The following is an 18,523-nucleotide window of genomic DNA, read 5'->3' on the forward strand; positions in this document are numbered from 1 at the left end:
GCCATAAAAAACACCCCTAAATTGTTAGATTTGGTGTCTAACAATTTAGGGGCAGTTCATAATTTCGACAGTCTTTTGATTATTTATTAGGATTTTGTTACGAAATGTTGATTGATTTCGCGGCGGTTATTTTTTTGCTTTTTGCATGATTTTGGATTTTATGATAATTAATCAGAAGCAAGCTTGTTAGAATAAAAAGGATGCCTACAAACATAATAGGATGGAAATATTCTTTGTAAAACAAAGAGCCAATTGCTAAAGCAATTAGGGGTGAAACATATAGCCAAGTAGATGGAAAAAAAGAGTTTGTTTTTGCGACTAGATAATAATATATCGTGTGCCCAAGCATAGAGCCCGCGATAATTAAATAAGCGATGGAGCTTATTCCTTCTATCGAAAAAGAAGGGATGCTCTCTTTTGAAATAACAGATATCATGATTAAAAAGAGACCGCCGTATATCATTTGGACAGCATTTAAAACAATGGGAGAATCAGACTTCAAAGCAGCTATCACTTTGCTTGAGTAAATTGTTCCCCATGCATATCCGATTTCTCCAAGAAGTATGACACTGCATCCTATTAGCCATTTTGTATTAAACTCTATCGTTAATCCTGGAAGAAATAAAAATAATACCCCAATAAAGCCAATTACTACGCCAATCATACTAATCATTGCTATACGGGTTTTAAACATAATCCGCTGCAGCATAATAATCAATATAGGTCCAGTTGCCGAAAGAACAGCTGCAATTCCTGATGTTACATATTGCTCTGCCCAATATAAACAAGAAAATGTAATAAAGGTCAAAGAAAATCCGGTGAAAATTAATTCTTTACGCAAAAGCAAACCTCTAATTGAGCGATCCCGACAAAAAAAGAATAAAAAGATAATAGCTCCAGCCAGCAAAAATCGGATGCCAGCAGAAAAAAATGGGGGAAGTCCTGCATCCACTCCAATTTTTATCGCTAAAAAAGTCGTTCCAAAGATAAAACACATTATACTGTATAAAAAAATTATCATCTTAATCCCTCCTATTTCTAATAGTAAGGTAGAATGAACAGAACAGATGCTAATAAACAGACCAGATGGAAACAAAAAGATGCAATAATGAATAAAAAGGAGGATTAAATAAATGACTAGAATTCCTTTATATCAGCAAGTATGTGATTATATCATTCAGCGCATAAAGACAGGAGAGTGGGAAGAAGGCAGCAGGCTTCCATCTATTCGTACGTTAGCAAGCCAGCTAGGAGTCAATCGTTTAACAGTATTAAAGGCGTTTCAAGTATTAAAAGATAGTCAATATGTATATGCCAAGGATAAGTCTGGATATTATGTACAAAAAAATGCTGACAATCAAAAAAAACAGCAAAGTACCTTAAACGAACCCAAAATTTATTCCTATATAAAAAACAGCCATCTATCAGATATACATAATAAACCGGTCAACTATATGTTTTCTACTTCTTTAATTGATCCCAAGCTGTTGCCAAACCGGTATTTATCCGAGCATGTGAAAGAAGTATTTGATCAATATCCTCAGCTATTAGGGACATATGCACCAGTAAAAGGAGATAAGGAGCTTATAAAAGGATTTTCTGCTTATTTTCAAAAATACTATAATTTTTATATTCATGAAGAGTCCATTTTAATTACAACTGGGGCACAACAGGGAATAGATATTATTGCAAAAGTATTTGTGCAGTCCCGTGATTATGTGCTAATTGATTCGCCAACCTATAGTGCGGCCGTTGATATTTTTCTTAATAGAGGTGCACAACTTTTGCCTATTGATTTGACTACAAAAGGATTTTCATTGGAGCAGGTAGAATCGTATATGAAAAAGTATAAGCCGAAATTATTTTATATGAATCCAACTTTTCATAATCCTACAGGATATACAGTCCCGACTGAACAACGAAAACAGTTGGTGGAACTTGCGGAAAGATACCAATGTATTCTTGTAGAAGATGATTCTTTTCATGAAATTTACTTTGTTAAAGCCCCGCCTGCTCCAATTTTTACCTATGATCCATGCGGCTATGTGATCTATTTAAGAAGCTTCAGCAAATATATTGCCCCTGGATTAAGAATATGTGCACTTTTGGCTCATCCTATTCTAATAAAATGGCTTGTAAAGGGAAAGGCTTTAGCGGATAATGGAACACCTTTGTTAAATCAAAAGGCATTCTTATATTATTTAACATCAGAAAGAGTGCAAAGGCATATGGAGAAGCTTAGGATTGCCTTACAACTTAGAAAAGAGGCGATGGAGAAGGAATTGTCTCTTAAACAATTTCAGTGGAATAGTCCAGCAGGAGGCTTAAATTTATGGGTAAAACTTCATGAGGACATCAATATAGAAAAGTTTAAGATAAAAGCATTAGAGCAGCAAATTTCTATTGTTCCAGGCAATATTTGTGATCCGTTAGCGCGCAGTATACCTTATATTCGGCTAAGTTATTCATTTTTAAATGAACAAGAAATTAAAGAGGGAATACAGCTTTTGAACGAGGTGCACGAATCACTAAAAGTATAGGGGAGAGATGAGAAGATGGAGAAGATCTCTTTAGTGTATTATGTTATAACGAGAAAGATTGAATTTACAGAACAACGTATTATAGAAGAGGAAAAAAAGATTATCTTATATGATGATAAGATAATGGCAGATAATCGGATATTTTATTTACATACAGTGTCTGATGTTTCCTTTAAAAGGACAACGAACGAATATGATATGCTCTATTTGCATACACTTAGCGGTGTATTTTCTTTTCTGATTAAGGACAATCCAAAAAAATTTATGCGAATGGTTAAAGAAAAAGAAAACTAACCTCTGAATTTAATGAGGTTAGTTTTTTAGCAAATTAATCTTTATTAGAAAGAATACCGAAAATGCGGAGAATGTTAATAAATAAATTAATAAAATCCAGATATAGATTTAAAGCCATTAATGGAACTTCTTCAGCTGAGATTCCATAATGCTTCATTCTATTGAAATCAAATAATACATATCCGCTGAATACTAAAACGCCAATAAAAGAATAAGCAAGCATGGCAGTAGAGCTAAGCGGCCAGAAAATATTAAAAATTGATATCGCAATTAAGGCGAGAAGTGCTGCCATTAGCATGCCGCCTAAAAAGGATAGATCTCTTTTGGTTGTAGTGGCATATAAAGCCAAACCTCCAAAAATGACAGTGGTGGTTCCGAATGCTGTCAGCACTAAATTTGCGCCAATAGTAGAAACATAGTGCGCTACTATTGGGTAAGTAGTTATTCCTGATATAAACGTAAATGTATACAAAAAGGAATAAGATAAAGATTTTCCTTTTCGCAAAAAGAATGCAATAATGAGCAAAACAATTTCTAAAATAGACAATGGCAAAAATAGGGAGGTGGGAATATAATTGCCGGCCAAAGTTCCAACAAATGCAATCGCTAATGATAAAGCAAATGTTTTTAATACAGCAGGCATATGCTCATTTCTAGCACTATGTGCGTACATTTTTTTCACTCCATTAATAAGTATTTAGATTATATACGTCAATAAATTAAAATAGTTTCATATTAAATATATTATTTTTCTCGGACAATATCCCTTTTTAGCAAATCTCTAATTTCCATTAATAATTCCTCTTTTGAATCTGTTTTAATCTCTTCTTCTTTTTCTTGTTGTACTTTTTCTTTTCTCTTTAATCTATTAATAAGCTTTACAAATAAAAAGATGGAAAAAGCAATAATAAAAAAATCTAAAATAGTCTGAATAAAGGTTCCATATTTAATAACTGCAGTGCCATGGCGGAAAATTAAAGAGGTAAAATCAATTCCTCCTACTAACATTCCAATAATGGGCATAATTACATCATTTACTAATGAACTGACAATTTTGCTGAATGCTGTGCCGATAATAACCCCGACAGCCAAGTCTACTACATTGCCTTTTATCGCAAATTGTTTAAATTCATTCCACATAAGTATTCCTCCTCTATAAATAGCTAATTATTATCAGTATAGGTAAAAGGATAGAGAGATATTCGCTTGTCTCCACTGCTTACTAAACAGCTAGCCATAAAAACTTGTCTCCTTTGCTAGCGAATTTTAAACGAAGTAAAGCCCGAAGGAATCTCTTCCCGTATATCTAAATGCTCTACAGATATAAAGCGATTCCCTTTTTTTATTTCCTTGATAAAACTTAATAAAGCTTCTTTACATGCAGATGCCACAATTTCAACTGAACCATTCTCTAAATTTTTAACCCATCCAGTAACATCGTAGTGGATAGCCTTCATTTGTACAAAATACCGAAAACCAACGCCTTGGACTTTGCCTGAAACAATAAGATGATATTGAATCATTATATCATTCTCCTTTCCTAATACTAGTTTGCTATGGGACCCGCTTTTAATTTTTTATATATAGTAGTAAAAAAAGCCCATTTTCTTTTTTTCGGAGATTAATAGCCTTGTTCTACTGTACAATAAATAAATAAGTAAAGAGGATTTTCAAAAAAAAGCGTTTAACTCTATGAGAAAAGTTGGAGAATTATTCTTTGCATTTTATTTATTTGGAAAAAGCTAGATTTGTAGAACAACCCTCATTTTGTTAATATATTAAGTACTTATAACAAAAACATGTTTTTATGTAAAGAAGCGTGTAGTGTTCAGGAGATAAATAAATGAAACCTTATATATATACTAGCATTATCATATTTTGTTTAATTGGAGTTACGGTATTTGCTGTAAATGTTAATGTTAGCCAAAAACATCCAGCAACTAAAGTGGCAGAAGACATGGTAGATAAAAAAGCGATTAGCTGGATGCAAGAAAATGCTTTATATGAATTAAATATGAAAAATGGCAATAAAGAGTATGAGGCGTATTTAGTAAGTGAAAATCAAAAAAAGTATAGCTTGCAGCAAGAAAATATATATGGAAAAAAAGATGATCAATTAGTGGAGGGAGATTATTCTTTTTATGTTCTGGATGATAAGTCAGAATATGCCTATAAACAAACGGTCGCTATGCAGCATATGACGTTTAATACATCCAAAAAAAATAAAAGTACTTTTTATGTAAATAAGCATACAGTTGCAGTGATTTATCAACAAAGAAATGAAGACGTTATTGATGCTTATATGTATTCTATAAAAAAAGGGAAGGTTGTTTTATTATCAGATGAGGCTTTACAGCTTTATGATCGAAAAATAAAAAATGTCCAACAAAATTATCTGCAAACCATCTCTAAAAAGGATAAGGAAACATACGAAGTAAAAACGTGGATACTTGATGCGGAAAAAATGAGACTTAATGAATTAGATGCTACAATAGTTAAAGATAAAAAGGTTGTATCTGATTGGCTGGATACAGAAGAATATTATTATCCATATAAAAATGTGCAGGATATTTCAAATATGGTCAGCAAGGCTGAACAAGGCATGCTAATAGGAAGCCAGTATCCAATTGGAACAAATATTGATGTAATTAAGAAATCAAATCCTAATTACCTGAAAGAAGAAAAACAAAAGGATACGGTAACGGTAGAATATCCAGAAGTTACCTATTATTATAATGAAAAAGAAAAACAAGTTACAGCGATATCCATTCCAGGAATTCGTCTGAAAACGACTTTGCAGGAGTTGGAAGCAAAGTTTGGAGAACCGAAAAGTTATATAAAAAATAAAGAGATAACAGCTGTTTATGAAGCAGGAAAATATGAACTTCATTTTGTTATTACAGATTCACAAGAAATAGAATCTATTCAATTAATAAAAAGGTAAAAAAGGAAAAAACTTTTCCCTTTTTTACCTCTAAAGAGTCACAATTAAAATGCCCAATTGCCATTCCTAAAGATTGCTTCCACTTTTCCATCTGCCGTCACGCCATCAATATCCATTTTATCGGAGCCAATCATAAAATCTACATGTGTGATGCTTTCATTGAGACCAACAGCTGTGAGTTCTTCACTTGTCATTTTTTTGCCGCCTTCTATACAGAAAGCATAAGCGCTGCCAATAGCTAGATGATTGGAGGCATTTTCATCAAATAGCGTGTTGTAATAAAGAATATTTGACTCAGAAATAGGGGAGTGATGTGGTACAAGGGCCACTTCTCCTAAATAATGAGAACCTTCATCTGTTTCCACTAATTGTCGCAGAATCTCTTCTCCTTCTTCTGCCTTCACATCAGTGATTCTTCCATCTTTAAAGGTGATGGAAAATTGGTCAATAATATTGCCGCCATAACTTAATGGCTTTGTACTAGAGACTGTTCCATTTACACCTGTTTTATAAGGGACAGTAAACACTTCTTCTGTTGGCATATTTGCCATAAATTCAAACCCTTTTTCATTGATGCTTCCTGCACCGCACCATAAATGATTTTTTGGAAGTTCAATTGTTAAATCTGTTCCAGGTGCCTTGTAGTGAAGTTCTTTATAAGCTTTATTGTTTAAATAGTCTACTTTTTCATGTAGTGTTTTATCGTGTTTTTTCCATGCTTCAATCGGGTTATCAGCATCTACACGGGAAGCTTTAAAGATAGCATCCCATAACAAATCGACACGTTTTTCAGAAGGCTCGTTAGGAAATACTTTATCTGCCCAGCTTTGAGAAGCTGTGCCGATTACTGTCCAGCTCACTTTATCTGATTGAATATATTTGCGGAATGTAGTTAATGCTTTTCCTGACGCTTTTTGAAAATTGCTGATTTTTTCAGATGAAATCCCTTTTAGAAGATCAGGGCTAGAAGATAGAACAGACATGAATGCTGCGCCATTTTCTGCTAATTCTTCTGTTTCTTTTGCCCTCCATTTTGGATATTCTAAAAAGGCTTCACTTGGCGCTAATTCATATTTTGTTCTTGTAACGATGTCATCTGTCCAATTTACGACAACATTGTTTGCCCCTAGTTCATATGCTTTTTTTACTACGATACGTACAAATTCTGCTGCATCAATTGTTGTGTTGATAACAAGTGTTTGGTCTTTTTGAATATTAACGCCAACTTTAACAGCAAGTTCTGCATATTTCTCTAAATTCTTTTGAAATGTGCTCATCATTTCACTCCTAATTAGTTCAATTTTTTTATGTAATGCAAAAAAATTCAAGATACAAGCACTTGGCAAGAGCAAGTATTATTGTTGCTTTTATTTTAGCTTTTTTATGAGTAGAAAGAAACTAAAAAGGTACTCACATTTTTTTGATATAATGCTAATAATGGAATGCTAGAGGAGGTAAGAATGTCTCAATTATTAAAAGCAGTTATATTTGATTTCGATGGTGTTATTGCAGACACTGTTTCTTTATATTATGAAGCAACCAAAAGATTAGCAATCGAGATGCAGGTACCCTTTACAAAGGAAGATAATATTCGTTTTCAAGGAATTCCACGTAAAGTGTTGATTAATGAACTTGCATCTAGAGGGAATTTATCATTAACAGAAGAAGAAAAAATCGTGTTGGGAAATAAAAAAGGAGATTATTATAAAGAACTAATTGCCGATTTTACAGACAAGCAAATGCTGCCTGGAATAAAGGAGTTTCTGAATGATTTAAAAAATGCTGGAATCAAAATGGCGATAGCCTCATCGAGCTCTAATGCGCCTTTTTTATTAGAACGGTTTGGTGTAAAAGAATGGTTTAATTGCATTGTTGATCCACATTCCTTAAAAAAAGGAAAACCTGATCCAGAGATCTTTTTAACAGCTGCCAACTGCCTGCAAGTAGATTACAAAAACTGTGCAGCTATTGAAGATGGAGAAGCAGGTTTAAAAGGAATTATGGAGACACCGATGTTTTCTGTTGGAGTGGGAAAAGAAGAATACTTAAAGTATGCAGATTGGCATGTAAAGGAAACACAACATTTAAATCTGGACAGTTTATTAAAAAAGTTCCAGATAAAAGGATAAATCTTAATGTATGGTAGTATAAATCGTAAACAGAATGACGTAAAGGCAAATATAAAAGAAAAATTTCTAAGTGCTAAATGATTGTTCTTTAAAAGGCGCATTTTAGAAAATAAAGGAGCATAAAACAAAATGGCAAAAAGCCTGGTATTAGCTGAAAAACCTTCCGTTGCAAGAGATATTGCAAGTGTATTGAAGTGTTCAAAAAAAGGTAATGGATTTTTAGAAGGAGATAAATATATTGTTACATGGGCATTGGGCCATCTTGTCACATTAGCTGATCCGGAAAGTTATGATGTGAAATATAAACAATGGAATTTAGAAGATTTGCCAATGCTGCCTGAAAGCTTAAAGCTGACAGTAATCAAGCAATCGAGCAAACAATTTCATGCTGTGAAAGCTCAATTAGCACGAAAAGATGTAAATGAAATTATTATCGCAACAGATGCAGGCCGCGAAGGAGAACTGGTTGCCCGCTGGATTATTGAGAAAGCAAAGGTTAATAAGCCAATTAAACGTTTGTGGATTTCGTCTGTAACAGATAAGGCAATTAAAGATGGATTCAAGAACTTAAAGCCAGGAAAAGATTATGAAAACTTGTATCATTCAGCTGTAGCTCGATCTGAGGCAGATTGGTATATTGGATTAAATGCTAGTCGTGCGTTATCGACAAAATTTAATGCCCAGCTGAATTGTGGGCGGGTACAAACGCCAGTAGTAGCAATTGTTGCGGCACGGGAAGAGGAAATAAAAAATTTTAAGCCACAGATATTTTATGGAATTGAAGCACAAACAGCAGATAATTTAAAATTGACTTGGCAAGATAAGTCTGGCAATAGCCGAAGTTTTTCTAAAGAAACAGTGGACGGGGTTTTAACAAAACTTGCAAGCAAAGATGCAGTTGTGACAAATGTTGAACGCAAACCAAAAAAATCTTATGCACCAGGTCTTTATGATTTAACAGAGCTGCAGCGAGATGCCAATAAAATTTTTGGGTATTCTGCTAAAGAAACATTAAACATCATGCAAAAATTGTATGAGCAGCATAAAGTTCTAACATATCCCCGAACAGATTCACGTTACTTATCGTCTGATATTGTCAGCACGCTAAAAGAGCGTTTAAAATCTTGCGGGTTTGGTGAATATCAATCTTTAGCACATAAAATTTTAAATAAGCCAATAAAAGCAACAAAGGCATTTGTGGATGATAGCAAAGTAAGTGATCATCATGCGATTATTCCGACTGAAAGCTATGTGAACTTGTCAGCATTTACAGATAAAGAGCGTAAAATTTATGATTTGGTTGTTAAACGATTTTTAGCTGTTTTATCTCCTGCTTTTGAATATGAACAATTAACATTACACGCAACAATAGGCAATGAAAAGTTTATAGCACGTGGGAAAACGATTATTAATATTGGCTGGAAAGCAGTATATGAAAATCGTTATGAGGAGGACGAATCCACAGATGATTTAAAAGAACAGATTTTGCCACGTTTGGAGAAGGGACAAGTGCTTAAGACAAAATTAATAGCTGTAACTTCTGGACAAACAAAATCGCCAGCACGTTTTAATGAGGGGACGCTGCTGACAGCAATGGAAAACCCTGTGAAATATATGGAAACAAAGGATAAAGAACTGGCAGCTACATTAAAGTCAACTGGAGGACTTGGAACTGTTGCAACACGTGCGGATATTATAGATAAGCTGTTTAATTCATTTTTGATGGAAAAGCGTGGAGGCAAAGAAATTTATCTTACATCAAAAGGCCGCCAGCTTCTAGAGTTGGTCCCAGAAGATTTAAAGTCTCCTGCTTTGACAGCGGAATGGGAAAATAAGCTAGAACAAATTGCAAGGGGCAAAAGAAATAAAAAAGCATTTATCACAGAAATGAAGGGCTATACGAAAGAAATAGTTTCTGAAATAAAAGCAAGCAATAAAAAATATAAGCATGATAATATCTCTACTAAATCTTGCCCAGATTGTGGGAAGCCAATGCTTGAAGTGAATGGAAAAAAAGGCAAAATGCTTGTTTGCCAAGACCGTGAATGTGGACACCGAAAGAATGTAGCAAGAACGACTAATGCTCGCTGCCCACAGTGTAAAAAGAAAATGGAGCTTCGAGGAGAAGGTGAAGGCCAAATTTTCGCATGCAAGTGTGGATACCGAGAAAAATTGGCTGCATTTCAGGCTCGAAGAAAAAAGGAATCGGGTGGGAAGATAGATAAGCGTGCTGTACAAAAGTATTTGAAGCAGCAAGAAAAAGAAACAGAACCCGTTAATAATGCCTTTGCAGAAGCCTTTAAAAATTTAAAGCTATAGGGCATTCCTGAAAATTTCAAATAGAAAAAGCACCTATTAGAAAAAACTTTAAATAGGTGCTTTTTTAGAAAAGTTAAAAAAACGAAAAATTACAGAGTTTTTGAGAAGAGTCTAGGATAAAAAATAATAGACCTTGCTGCTAATTTTAAGCAGAGAAAATTTCTCATTTATTCCTCTTCTATACGATTTTTAAAAGCTTCCTGTGTCACAATAAATTCCTCATCTTCAGGTGCATCCTCTGCATGTGTATGCACTTGAGTATCTTCAGGTAGTGGACCAGGATGATGCTTCTTTTTATGTTCAAAATGCTTTCCGCGAGCCATATTTACACCCCTTTCTTTTTCTATTTGTATTGTCTGAAAAAAAGGGGGTTCTTATACAATGTATAAGAAATCATTCTATTCGATCACCATTGTAGAGAAAAACCAGGAGATGATAAAATGGACTTTTCCTCATTAATTTCTGAAGAGAAAATAAAAAAAGCTTATAAAAATGGAGAGTTCGAAAATTTGCCTGGCTTTGGAAAACCTTTGCCGAAAGACAAGTTTGCTGCTGTTCCAGCAGAACTTCGGATGGCTTTTCGGGTCTTATCCAATGCGGGATACAATGTAGAAGAGGACCAGTTGAAGCAAGAATTGCTATCCATTGAAGATCTATTGAGGGCATGTAGAGAAGATGAAGAAAGGAATAGACTGCAAACAAAATATAGGGAAAAGCTGATGCGTTTAAATAAATTAATGGAGAATCGAAGGAAAAATAATACATCTTCTTTTATTAAATATCAACAGAAAATAGAAAGTGAATTCTGGAGAAAATAGTGGTAATTTATTTGAGCTTTTATAAGGATAAAAGAGCATTTTGTCAAAAAAAATCCATAGTTAGTCCATATTATTTAAAATATCCTCGAGTTCCCCTAAAATAATGGCAAAAATAGTCGAAATATAAGATATATACAAAAAACAAAAGCAGACAATATATTTCAAGTAAGATAGGTGAATTGAATGGATAAGACATCACTCATAGGAGTTGTTTTAGGATTTGTAGCAATAGGTGTAGGAATGGTTTTTAAAGGCGTTAATCCTTCTGTTTTGGCAAACCCTGCTGCGATACTGATTATTTTATTGGGGACAGCAGCGGCTGTTGTCATTGCCTTCCCAACTAGTGAAGTAAAGCGAGTACCAAAATTATTTGGCGTTATATTTAAAGAACAGAAACTTCATAAGACAACTGATCTTATTCGAATGTTTTCTGAATGGGCGCAGCTTGCAAGAAAAGAAGGATTATTGGCGCTAGAAGCAAAAACAAACGAAGTAGAAGATCCATTTTTGCGAAATGGTTTATCATTATCTGTGGACGGCCAAAGTGCAGAGTATATTCGTGATGTTTTATCAGAAGAAATTGAAGCGATGGAGGAAAGGCATAGAGCAGGTGCCCTTATTTTTACACAGGCAGGAACTTATGCCCCAACATTGGGAGTGCTCGGTGCAGTTATCGGATTAATTGCGGCGCTTGGATTTATGGACGATGCAGAAGGGTTGGGCCATGCAATAAGTGCAGCTTTTGTTGCGACTTTAATGGGGATATTTACTGGATATGTTTTGTGGCATCCATTTGCAAATAAACTGAAAAGAAAGTCTCAGCTAGAAGCGAGCCAAAAATATTTAATGATTGAAGGAATTCTTTCCATTCTGGAAGGAGAGGCTCCAAGGGTTATTGAGCAGAAACTATCTTCCTATTTACCGGTTTCTGAAAGGAAGAAATTCTTGGAGGAAATGGAAAGCAGTGTGAATAATAATGAGTAAAAAAAGAAAAAAGAAGGAGCATCATGAAGAGCATGTAGATGAATCATGGCTTGTTCCTTACTCCGATCTACTGACATTATTACTCGCATTATTTATTGTTCTATATGCAATGAGTTCTGTTGATTCAAAAAAATTTGCAGCTTTGGCAGATGCTTTCAACAAAGAATTTCAAAGTGGAACGGGAATATTCGATTATCCTAGTCCAGCTCCATCCAAGATAGAAGAGCAGGCCGATATAGATGATATGAATGAGAAATCAAAGTCAAAAGATACGGCCACTATGACGAATGAAGAATTGGAAAAAATAAAAGAACAACAAGATCAAGAAGAACTTGGAAAGATACAAGACAAGGTAAATTCCTATATAAATGACAAGCACTTAAATAAGCAATTAGACACATCTCTAACAGATGAAGGGCTGCTTGTGTCAATAAGAGATAATGTATTATTTGCTTCTGGAAGTGCAGATATTCGAAATTCTGACAAAAAAGTAGTTACAGAAATATCAAAGCTGCTTGTCATGGATCCACCAAGGAGCATTATTATTAGCGGCCATACAGATAATGTTCCAATCAACAATTCTGAATATGATTCGAACTGGGAGCTTAGTGTAACAAGAGCAATCAATTTTATGAAACTTTTGCTAAAAAATGATAAATTAAATCCAAGCTCCTTCAGTGCAAAGGGTTTTGGCGAATTTAAACCAGTGGCAAGCAATAAAACGGCAGAAGGAAGAACAAAAAATCGTCGGGTTGAGATTTTAATACAGCCTCGTGCTGCTGAGAATTAAAAAATGGATTCAAAGGTCATTAAGTTTTGGACTTTTGAAATCCATTTTTTTTATAAAAAAAATGGATTTCAACCTGTTTTTGCACTGATATTTGATTCTTATAAAAGTTTTTAACTCTTAATAAATAAGAGTTGTGACTACTTAACCAAAGTGGATGTTCAAGCTGTTTAGTCGAAAACAATTTTAATAAATAGAGAACCCAAAAGAATGGTCTATGAATGTTTCCTATTTTGCTATTTCAAATCATCTGTCATTCTTTTGAATTTTAGAAACTCTAAGCAATAGCGAAAATCTTCTTTTGTAACCCCCTCCCTTATAGCGGATTCCAGTAAGTCCCTCCATTCCTCGTCTAAAATATCAGAAATAGCAGCATCATTTTTATCTAGTAGTTGTTCTAGATTAGTGTCAAGGGTATGAGCTAGCTTTGAGAGTATTTGTAAGGAAGGATTTTTTTGGATTCCACGTTCGATATAACTTAAATAGGACTTGGAAACACCAGCGCGTTCGGATAATTCATTAATTGAATAGCCTTTCATTAACCTTAACTTCTTAATTTGAGTTCCAACCATTTAGAATTGTCTCCTTAGGTATATGTATAAACATATATTTTCATTATAACGAACGAAACGTTCAATAAAAAATACGAATTTGCTAGAAAAAACGAGATAATTCGAGATAAAGAACGATATTTGTTCTTTAAAGAGAAGAAATCAAGGATTTTAGAATTTTTCAAATTAATCAATTTGAACTATAATAATCATAAATAACTGTTCTTTAAAAAGAACTAATTTATTAGTTAAAAAGAAATGATTTGGAGTATTTAGAATTAGACATGCTTAGATAGAAGGGATTATTTACTAAGGAATATTTAATAAAAGTTCTATAAAAAGAAGGTGTGAACTATCTATAGAAAAAACTGTGATAAATGTCATAGACCGTCATATAGTAGTAGTGAGATAGGTGATTGGTATTGCCCAATATGCAATAATAATCTAACAGATTATCCATTTTTTGATGCAATTACATTTGAACAGATTCATATTAATTATTCCTTTAAGAAAGTATTAGAGAGTTATCAAAATAAAACTAAGGTTACAGGCAGTTTTAATAAAAACTGTTAAATACAATAGTATAGATAATTATATAATTATATAATCAATATAAGAGCGAACGACAAATATAGTACAGCTGCAATAATGAGAGGTTTTAATTCTAATTCACTGAATCTGTGTATTGATTGAATCAAGGTTTCTTATTTAGTATTACTGAGTTATAGGGATAATATTTTTAGGTCATTTATTACTCTGTCCAGCTGTTTATTAGTTCAAGAATAAAAGAAAAGGACAAATTAACAAAAGATTGGAGCCTAAAGTTTAAGTATTGCAATGGCAGCCAGACTGCAAAAATACAAAGGTATTTTTGGGAGGGAAAGAAATTAGATGATCGATCAAAAAGTATTGGCAGTAGAGCTGGATATTGAATGACTTCAATTGATAAAAGAAGCAAAAAAATTGGGGTTAAAAATGGAGGAAATCAGGAGGTTTATTTATAATAATCAGAATGATTGTTTGATTCTAAAAAATGGCTAAAGTTTGTCAATGTACAATAGAAAAAAGACACAAAGTCATTTGTGTCTTTTTTTTACTGTACAGATTTGATTTTATGAATAATTTTTAGTGGATTTCTAAAAATACTTGCTCTAAGTTCCAATAGTCGAGCGAAGTAAATTATGATGCAATGGCATACGTAATTTATGAAAAAAATATGCCAGGAATTTCTCTGAAAAAGAACATCGATTATTAAAGCCAATAATATTTTATATGTTGAACAGATGGAGATTTAGTCTATAGAAGTTCTATTTTTTTGTTCAATTCGCCATTTATTAAACTCTAAAAATTCTCGGAATTCGCTTTTGGAGACTCCGGAATCCATCGCTTCTTTAACTATTTTAAGCCATTCAGAATCTAAGTCCTCTTTATTTTGCTGTTCATTAATAAGATGATCAACAGGAACATTAAAAACCGTCGCAATTTTTTCTAAAAATTGTATGGAAGGATTAGATTGTAAATTTCTTTCTAATGAACTTAAATAGGATTTAGCAACGCCCGCTTGCTCAGCTAATTCTGATAAAGACATCCTTTTCTCTAAGCGGAGCTTTTTTACACGATCGCCAATCATACAGCCTCACTCACCTTATCACTATATGTATTAATATCATAACAAATATATATGAAAAGTTCCATATAAAGAACAATTTGTTCAATGATTTATTAAAGAAAATGCCATTAATTATTCACAATTAAAGCCAATCATTTATAAAAAGAACCTTTTTATAAATACCCGTTAAACAGCAAAATAAACCTTTGTTGTGTAAAAAAATAATGTTTTAAAAGTGAGAAGAAATATTTAATATAGCCTTATATTAAAATAATGAAATTTAAAAGTGATATACCTCACACGTATATAGAATTATTCAATAGTTATATATGTATCCAAATACGTATAGAGTTATGAATAAATAAAAAATATTTATTTAAATAGCTACAATGATAGAAAAAATAATGACACTAAAAGCCATAAGTTTTAGGTATAACAATTTTTTAAGAATCTGAATGCTTAATTAGCTGATGGGTTAGAAGCTTTGTAGATGATAAATTATAATAATGAACGTATACAATTTTCTACTAGCATGTTTTATCTTTAATGTTTGGGGAAACTAATTTATAAAACGAACCAATAAGGAGATGAAAACATGGGTAAAAAAATTGCAACAGTTCTTACAAATATGTTTGAGGATGTAGAATTTACGGAGCCTGCTAAAGCATTTAAGGAAGCTGGTCATGAGGTTGTTACCATTGAATCGGAAGCTGGAAAATCAGTAGAAGGCAAACAAAAGGAAGCAACAGTAAAAATTGATAAGAGTATTAATGAAGTAAATCCAGAGGAATTTGATGCATTATTTATTCCAGGTGGATTTTCTCCTGATCAACTTCGTGCAGATGATCGATTTGTTGCATTTGCAAAAGTATTTATGGATGCTAAAAAACCAGTGTTTGCGATATGTCATGGGCCACAGCTACTTATTACGGCAAAAACATTGGAAGGAAGAAATGCAACAGGATATAAATCAATTAAGGTAGATATGGAGTATGCTGGGGCAACGTATAAAGATCAAGAGGTGGTTGTCTGCAATAATCAATTAGTAACAAGCAGAACACCGGAAGATATTCCAGCCTTTATTAAGGAATCTTTGGGACTATTACAATAAGTAAAAAGGGAGGAGTATCTCCCTTTTTTTTTGCGTATAAATGATAGAAATACATAGGAAATAAATTAAGAATAAATAGTGTTTTTTTCTGTTTTGGTGTATATATATTAAGGAAATGAAGCTTCTTTTATGAAGGAATTTTTCGACTAGGTAAAGAAAACACTAGCTTATTTCCTCGTATAATGTTTTGGGTTATCACTAGGGAGGACGATGGAAATGATTGTATTAAAATCAAAAAGAGAAATTGAAAAAATGAAAATGGCAGGAGAAATATTAGCGAATTGTCATAAAGAAATTGCCAAAATAATTAAACCGGGAATTACTACAATGGAGATAGACTTATTTGTAGAAAACTATTTAAAAGAAAAAGGGGCAACACCTGAACAAAAAGGATATAGGGATTATCCATATGCCACTTGTGCAAGCATCAATGATGAAATATGTCATGGATTTCCAAGAGAAACAGTTCTTGAGGCAGGAAATATTGTAACAATTGATATGGTCGTAAATTATAATGGGGCGTTAGCTGATTCTGCCTGGACATATGCAATCGGACAAATTTCTGAGGAGGCAGAACGATTATTGCAAGTAACAAAAGAGGCATTATATATTGGCATCAATGAATCGAAAATTGGGAATCGAATTGGCGATATTGGTTATGCCATTCAGCAATATGTCGAAGGTCAAGGATTCTCTGTTGTAAGAGAATTTGTAGGTCATGGAATAGGCGCAGCTATCCATGAAAAGCCTAATGTTCCTCATTATGGACTGCCTGGTAAAGGACCCCGCATAAAGGAGGGCATGGTATTTACTATTGAACCAATGGTAAATATAGGCGACTATGCAATGAAGATGGATGATAATGGTTGGACATCCCGTACAAGAGATGGCAAATATTCTGCACAATACGAGCACACGATAGCTATTACCAAAGATGGTCCCATTATTTTAACAAATCAGGAGCGTTAATGGAGGGGAAGAAAAAAGGAGATTCATCTTACATGAATCTCCTTTTTATTATTGTTTACGCAAAGATCCTAATTCTTCTGCTAGTGCTTGCATTTCATTTGGGCTAAAAGATTCCTTTTTCATCACATGTTCATAGATTTCTTTTAATTCTTCATACATTTCTTCATCGAAATGTGATGGTTTGATTGCCCCAAAATTTAAAACCTTTAACTTTTCTTTAATCTTATCAATCATATATTCAACATTTTCAGTTGATTTAGCACTTAAATTCATGCTTATTTGCCCCTTCCTATTTGCCATTTTTTCATTTTTGCTAAACTCTTTTGTTTAGTACATCTTTTCATGGGTTTGTATAAAAGTCAAACATAAATTGTGGTTCTCTTTTATAGTAGTGTGTTGCTTCAAATGTATGGAAATGCTAGTCTGTAATGTATGTTATAAAAATGAATGGAGGAAACTATAGTGGTAGTAAATGTTCTTTTTATTTGTTTAGGAAATATTTGCCGTTCTCCCATGGCTGAAGCGATTTTTCGGAATTTAGTAAAGAAAGAAGGCCTTGAAGGAGAAATAAGCTGCGATTCTGCAGGAACAGGTGGATGGCATGCTGGCAAAACTCCTCATCAGGGTACAAGAGATATTTTAAAAACGAATAATATTAGTGATGAAGGTATTTTTGCCAGACAGTTTATCAAGGAAGATTTGGATCAATTTGAATATTTAATTGCAATGGATGGAAGTAATATTGAAAATATTCAAAAGTTAAGTGCAGATTCTACAATAAAAGTTAGGCTGCTAATGGATTATACAGCAGAAGAAAAGGGAAAAGAAGTACCAGATCCTTATTTTACTGGTAATTTTGAAGAAGTATATGAATTGGTAACAAAGGGTTGTGAAGCGCTGCTAGCAGAAATAAAAACAACCTATAAATTCTAGACAATAAGTTTTTGACTATTTGAAGATATTCAGCAGTTGTTGAAGAAAGGATGGAAGAAATGGTGCATATAAATATTTTTCAAGGTGTAGTATTGGGAAGTCTTGTAGGTGCATCTTTAAGTCTTCTGGATAAACAAACAAGAAGGAATTCTCTGCAAAGTGTACAAAAAATTAAAAGTTCTGTTACTAATTTGGAGCAATTAACATCATCTGTCACTACTACTTCTGAGAAGTTAAAAACGACTGCTGAAAAAGTTTCAGAAGATGTTGCTTTTATCTTAGAAAAAGTCGAGGAGTTAAAGCAGGTGACTCCAGCAATCGCAAGTATTGTGAAAGAAACAAAGGATGCTTTCTCTAATGGAGGCAAAGAGCCTAGAAAGCAAATCTCAAGCATTCAATATTTACCTGAGTATTAGTATTGATAATTCTCTGTTAGTGCCTCATTACTTCATAAGTAAGGGAAACAAGCATGGTAAAACATAATATCACTGCTTGTTTTTCCTCCCTTTAAGTCTTTTTCTATATATAAAATCAA

At 33.3% G+C, this 18,523-nt stretch carries 21 protein-coding genes; 12 read left to right on the forward strand and 9 right to left on the reverse strand.

All coding sequences use genetic code 11. From position 1 onward, the window contains the following. Window positions 1-97 precede the first annotated feature (97 nt). The gene (locus tag CWS01_RS13825; RefSeq protein ID WP_101177785.1) at window positions 98-1,021 is read right to left on the reverse strand and encodes a DMT family transporter; all 924 of its coding nucleotides are present in this window, start codon (window positions 1,019-1,021) and stop codon (window positions 98-100) included. Window positions 1,022-1,133: 112 nt separating this feature from the next. Here CWS01_RS13825 and CWS01_RS13830 point away from each other — a divergent pair, with 112 nt between their 5' ends. Then, window positions 1,134-2,540 carry an aminotransferase-like domain-containing protein gene (locus tag CWS01_RS13830; protein WP_101177786.1) on the forward strand — a complete coding sequence of 469 codons (1,407 nt, stop codon included), beginning with the start codon at window positions 1,134-1,136 and terminating at the stop codon, window positions 2,538-2,540. A 15-nt stretch (window positions 2,541-2,555) separates the two neighbouring features. Then, window positions 2,556-2,834, forward strand: coding sequence for a hypothetical protein (locus CWS01_RS13835; RefSeq protein ID WP_101177787.1), 279 nt, complete (start codon window positions 2,556-2,558; stop codon window positions 2,832-2,834). Between the two features lie 34 nt (window positions 2,835-2,868). Here CWS01_RS13835 and CWS01_RS13840 read toward each other — a convergent pair whose 3' ends face one another. The 3 genes from CWS01_RS13840 to CWS01_RS13850 all read right to left on the reverse strand — a co-directional run bounded on the left by CWS01_RS13840 (window position 2,869) and on the right by CWS01_RS13850 (window position 4,357). Beyond that, window positions 2,869-3,507: a Bax inhibitor-1/YccA family protein gene (locus CWS01_RS13840; RefSeq protein ID WP_101177788.1), complete on the reverse strand. Its 639-nt coding sequence runs from the start codon at window positions 3,505-3,507 to the stop codon at window positions 2,869-2,871. Between the two features lie 71 nt (window positions 3,508-3,578). Next, window positions 3,579-3,974: a large conductance mechanosensitive channel protein MscL gene (gene mscL / locus CWS01_RS13845; RefSeq protein WP_101177789.1), complete on the reverse strand. Its 396-nt coding sequence runs from the start codon at window positions 3,972-3,974 to the stop codon at window positions 3,579-3,581. A gap of 116 nt (window positions 3,975-4,090) precedes the next feature. Beyond that, the gene (locus tag CWS01_RS13850; RefSeq protein ID WP_193603782.1) at window positions 4,091-4,357 is read right to left on the reverse strand and encodes an acylphosphatase; all 267 of its coding nucleotides are present in this window, start codon (window positions 4,355-4,357) and stop codon (window positions 4,091-4,093) included. Window positions 4,358-4,677: 320 nt separating this feature from the next. Here CWS01_RS13850 and CWS01_RS13855 point away from each other — a divergent pair, with 320 nt between their 5' ends. Further along, window positions 4,678-5,778: a hypothetical protein gene (locus CWS01_RS13855; protein WP_101177791.1), complete on the forward strand. Its 1,101-nt coding sequence runs from the start codon at window positions 4,678-4,680 to the stop codon at window positions 5,776-5,778. A 44-nt stretch (window positions 5,779-5,822) separates the two neighbouring features. On the opposite strand, the gene CWS01_RS13860 is transcribed toward CWS01_RS13855, so the two are convergent. Then, the gene (locus tag CWS01_RS13860) at window positions 5,823-7,055 is read right to left on the reverse strand and encodes an aminopeptidase (RefSeq protein WP_101177792.1); all 1,233 of its coding nucleotides are present in this window, start codon (window positions 7,053-7,055) and stop codon (window positions 5,823-5,825) included. A gap of 183 nt (window positions 7,056-7,238) precedes the next feature. On the opposite strand from CWS01_RS13860, the gene pgmB reads away from it, so the two are divergent. Further along, window positions 7,239-7,907, forward strand: coding sequence for a beta-phosphoglucomutase (pgmB, locus tag CWS01_RS13865; protein ID WP_101177793.1), 669 nt, complete (start codon window positions 7,239-7,241; stop codon window positions 7,905-7,907). 129 nt (window positions 7,908-8,036) lie between these two features. Beyond that, window positions 8,037-10,226, forward strand: coding sequence for a DNA topoisomerase III (locus CWS01_RS13870; protein ID WP_101177794.1), 2,190 nt, complete (start codon window positions 8,037-8,039; stop codon window positions 10,224-10,226). A gap of 167 nt (window positions 10,227-10,393) precedes the next feature. Here CWS01_RS13870 and CWS01_RS22695 read toward each other — a convergent pair whose 3' ends face one another. Continuing rightward, a complete protein-coding gene (locus tag CWS01_RS22695) occupies window positions 10,394-10,549 on the reverse strand; it encodes a hypothetical protein (protein ID WP_168714402.1) in 156 nt (51 codons plus the stop codon). 117 nt (window positions 10,550-10,666) lie between these two features. Between CWS01_RS22695 and CWS01_RS13875 the strand changes: the two genes are divergently transcribed. From CWS01_RS13875 to motB, 3 genes are all read left to right on the forward strand, one after another. Further along, complete coding sequence (locus CWS01_RS13875) at window positions 10,667-11,044, forward strand: DnaJ family domain-containing protein (RefSeq protein ID WP_101177795.1); 378 nt, start codon at window positions 10,667-10,669, stop codon at window positions 11,042-11,044. A gap of 183 nt (window positions 11,045-11,227) precedes the next feature. After that, entirely contained in the window at window positions 11,228-12,028 is an 801-nt protein-coding gene (gene motA, locus CWS01_RS13880) for a flagellar motor stator protein MotA (protein ID WP_101177796.1), read from the forward strand. Then, the gene (motB, locus tag CWS01_RS13885) at window positions 12,021-12,818 is read left to right on the forward strand and encodes a flagellar motor protein MotB (RefSeq protein WP_101177797.1); all 798 of its coding nucleotides are present in this window, start codon (window positions 12,021-12,023) and stop codon (window positions 12,816-12,818) included. Before motA ends, motB begins: the two co-directional genes overlap by 8 nt. A gap of 233 nt (window positions 12,819-13,051) precedes the next feature. On the opposite strand, the gene CWS01_RS13890 is transcribed toward motB, so the two are convergent. Then, window positions 13,052-13,387, reverse strand: coding sequence for a helix-turn-helix domain-containing protein (locus CWS01_RS13890; RefSeq protein WP_101177798.1), 336 nt, complete (start codon window positions 13,385-13,387; stop codon window positions 13,052-13,054). 1,270 nt (window positions 13,388-14,657) lie between these two features. Then, the gene (locus CWS01_RS13895; protein WP_101177799.1) at window positions 14,658-14,996 is read right to left on the reverse strand and encodes a helix-turn-helix domain-containing protein; all 339 of its coding nucleotides are present in this window, start codon (window positions 14,994-14,996) and stop codon (window positions 14,658-14,660) included. A 574-nt stretch (window positions 14,997-15,570) separates the two neighbouring features. On the opposite strand from CWS01_RS13895, the gene CWS01_RS13900 reads away from it, so the two are divergent. Together CWS01_RS13900 and map are read left to right on the forward strand one after the other, a co-directional pair. Then, complete coding sequence (locus tag CWS01_RS13900) at window positions 15,571-16,086, forward strand: type 1 glutamine amidotransferase domain-containing protein (protein ID WP_101177800.1); 516 nt, start codon at window positions 15,571-15,573, stop codon at window positions 16,084-16,086. Between the two features lie 216 nt (window positions 16,087-16,302). Continuing rightward, window positions 16,303-17,055 carry a type I methionyl aminopeptidase gene (gene map / locus CWS01_RS13905; protein ID WP_101177801.1) on the forward strand — a complete coding sequence of 251 codons (753 nt, stop codon included), beginning with the start codon at window positions 16,303-16,305 and terminating at the stop codon, window positions 17,053-17,055. 48 nt (window positions 17,056-17,103) lie between these two features. Here the strand turns inward: map and CWS01_RS13910 are convergent, their stop codons facing one another. Next, window positions 17,104-17,328: a DUF1128 domain-containing protein gene (locus CWS01_RS13910; RefSeq protein ID WP_101177802.1), complete on the reverse strand. Its 225-nt coding sequence runs from the start codon at window positions 17,326-17,328 to the stop codon at window positions 17,104-17,106. Between the two features lie 174 nt (window positions 17,329-17,502). On the opposite strand from CWS01_RS13910, the gene CWS01_RS13915 reads away from it, so the two are divergent. Beyond that, entirely contained in the window at window positions 17,503-17,988 is a 486-nt protein-coding gene (locus CWS01_RS13915; RefSeq protein WP_101177803.1) for a low molecular weight protein-tyrosine-phosphatase, read from the forward strand. Window positions 17,989-18,047: 59 nt separating this feature from the next. Further along, window positions 18,048-18,404 (forward strand): YtxH domain-containing protein, encoded by a 357-nt coding sequence (locus CWS01_RS13920; RefSeq protein ID WP_101177804.1) that lies wholly within the window; start codon window positions 18,048-18,050, stop codon window positions 18,402-18,404. The last annotated feature ends 119 nt before the right edge of the window (window positions 18,405-18,523 follow it).

It is taken from the genome of Niallia nealsonii (genome assembly GCF_002835805.1).
GTDB lineage: Bacteria > Bacillota > Bacilli > Bacillales > Cytobacillaceae > Niallia > Niallia nealsonii.

What these genes read in the sequence shown, in the direction of transcription:
- CWS01_RS13825 (WP_101177785.1), bottom strand. Translation starts at nt 1,021, where the DNA reads ATGATAATTTTTTTATACAGTATAATGTGTTTTATCTTTGGAACGACT.
- CWS01_RS13830 (WP_101177786.1), top strand. Translation starts at nt 1,134, where the DNA reads ATGACTAGAATTCCTTTATATCAGCAAGTATGTGATTATATCATTCAG.
- CWS01_RS13835 (WP_101177787.1), top strand. Translation starts at nt 2,556, where the DNA reads ATGGAGAAGATCTCTTTAGTGTATTATGTTATAACGAGAAAGATTGAA.
- CWS01_RS13840 (WP_101177788.1), bottom strand. Translation starts at nt 3,507, where the DNA reads ATGTACGCACATAGTGCTAGAAATGAGCATATGCCTGCTGTATTAAAA.
- mscL (WP_101177789.1), bottom strand. Translation starts at nt 3,974, where the DNA reads ATGTGGAATGAATTTAAACAATTTGCGATAAAAGGCAATGTAGTAGAC.
- CWS01_RS13850 (WP_193603782.1), bottom strand. Translation starts at nt 4,357, where the DNA reads ATGATTCAATATCATCTTATTGTTTCAGGCAAAGTCCAAGGCGTTGGT.
- CWS01_RS13855 (WP_101177791.1), top strand. Translation starts at nt 4,678, where the DNA reads ATGAAACCTTATATATATACTAGCATTATCATATTTTGTTTAATTGGA.
- CWS01_RS13860 (WP_101177792.1), bottom strand. Translation starts at nt 7,055, where the DNA reads ATGAGCACATTTCAAAAGAATTTAGAGAAATATGCAGAACTTGCTGTT.
- pgmB (WP_101177793.1), top strand. Translation starts at nt 7,239, where the DNA reads ATGTCTCAATTATTAAAAGCAGTTATATTTGATTTCGATGGTGTTATT.
- CWS01_RS13870 (WP_101177794.1), top strand. Translation starts at nt 8,037, where the DNA reads ATGGCAAAAAGCCTGGTATTAGCTGAAAAACCTTCCGTTGCAAGAGAT.
- CWS01_RS22695 (WP_168714402.1), bottom strand. Translation starts at nt 10,549, where the DNA reads ATGGCTCGCGGAAAGCATTTTGAACATAAAAAGAAGCATCATCCTGGT.
- CWS01_RS13875 (WP_101177795.1), top strand. Translation starts at nt 10,667, where the DNA reads ATGGACTTTTCCTCATTAATTTCTGAAGAGAAAATAAAAAAAGCTTAT.
- motA (WP_101177796.1), top strand. Translation starts at nt 11,228, where the DNA reads ATGGATAAGACATCACTCATAGGAGTTGTTTTAGGATTTGTAGCAATA.
- motB (WP_101177797.1), top strand. Translation starts at nt 12,021, where the DNA reads ATGAGTAAAAAAAGAAAAAAGAAGGAGCATCATGAAGAGCATGTAGAT.
- CWS01_RS13890 (WP_101177798.1), bottom strand. Translation starts at nt 13,387, where the DNA reads ATGGTTGGAACTCAAATTAAGAAGTTAAGGTTAATGAAAGGCTATTCA.
- CWS01_RS13895 (WP_101177799.1), bottom strand. Translation starts at nt 14,996, where the DNA reads ATGATTGGCGATCGTGTAAAAAAGCTCCGCTTAGAGAAAAGGATGTCT.
- CWS01_RS13900 (WP_101177800.1), top strand. Translation starts at nt 15,571, where the DNA reads ATGGGTAAAAAAATTGCAACAGTTCTTACAAATATGTTTGAGGATGTA.
- map (WP_101177801.1), top strand. Translation starts at nt 16,303, where the DNA reads ATGATTGTATTAAAATCAAAAAGAGAAATTGAAAAAATGAAAATGGCA.
- CWS01_RS13910 (WP_101177802.1), bottom strand. Translation starts at nt 17,328, where the DNA reads ATGAATTTAAGTGCTAAATCAACTGAAAATGTTGAATATATGATTGAT.
- CWS01_RS13915 (WP_101177803.1), top strand. Translation starts at nt 17,503, where the DNA reads ATGGAGGAAACTATAGTGGTAGTAAATGTTCTTTTTATTTGTTTAGGA.
- CWS01_RS13920 (WP_101177804.1), top strand. Translation starts at nt 18,048, where the DNA reads ATGGTGCATATAAATATTTTTCAAGGTGTAGTATTGGGAAGTCTTGTA.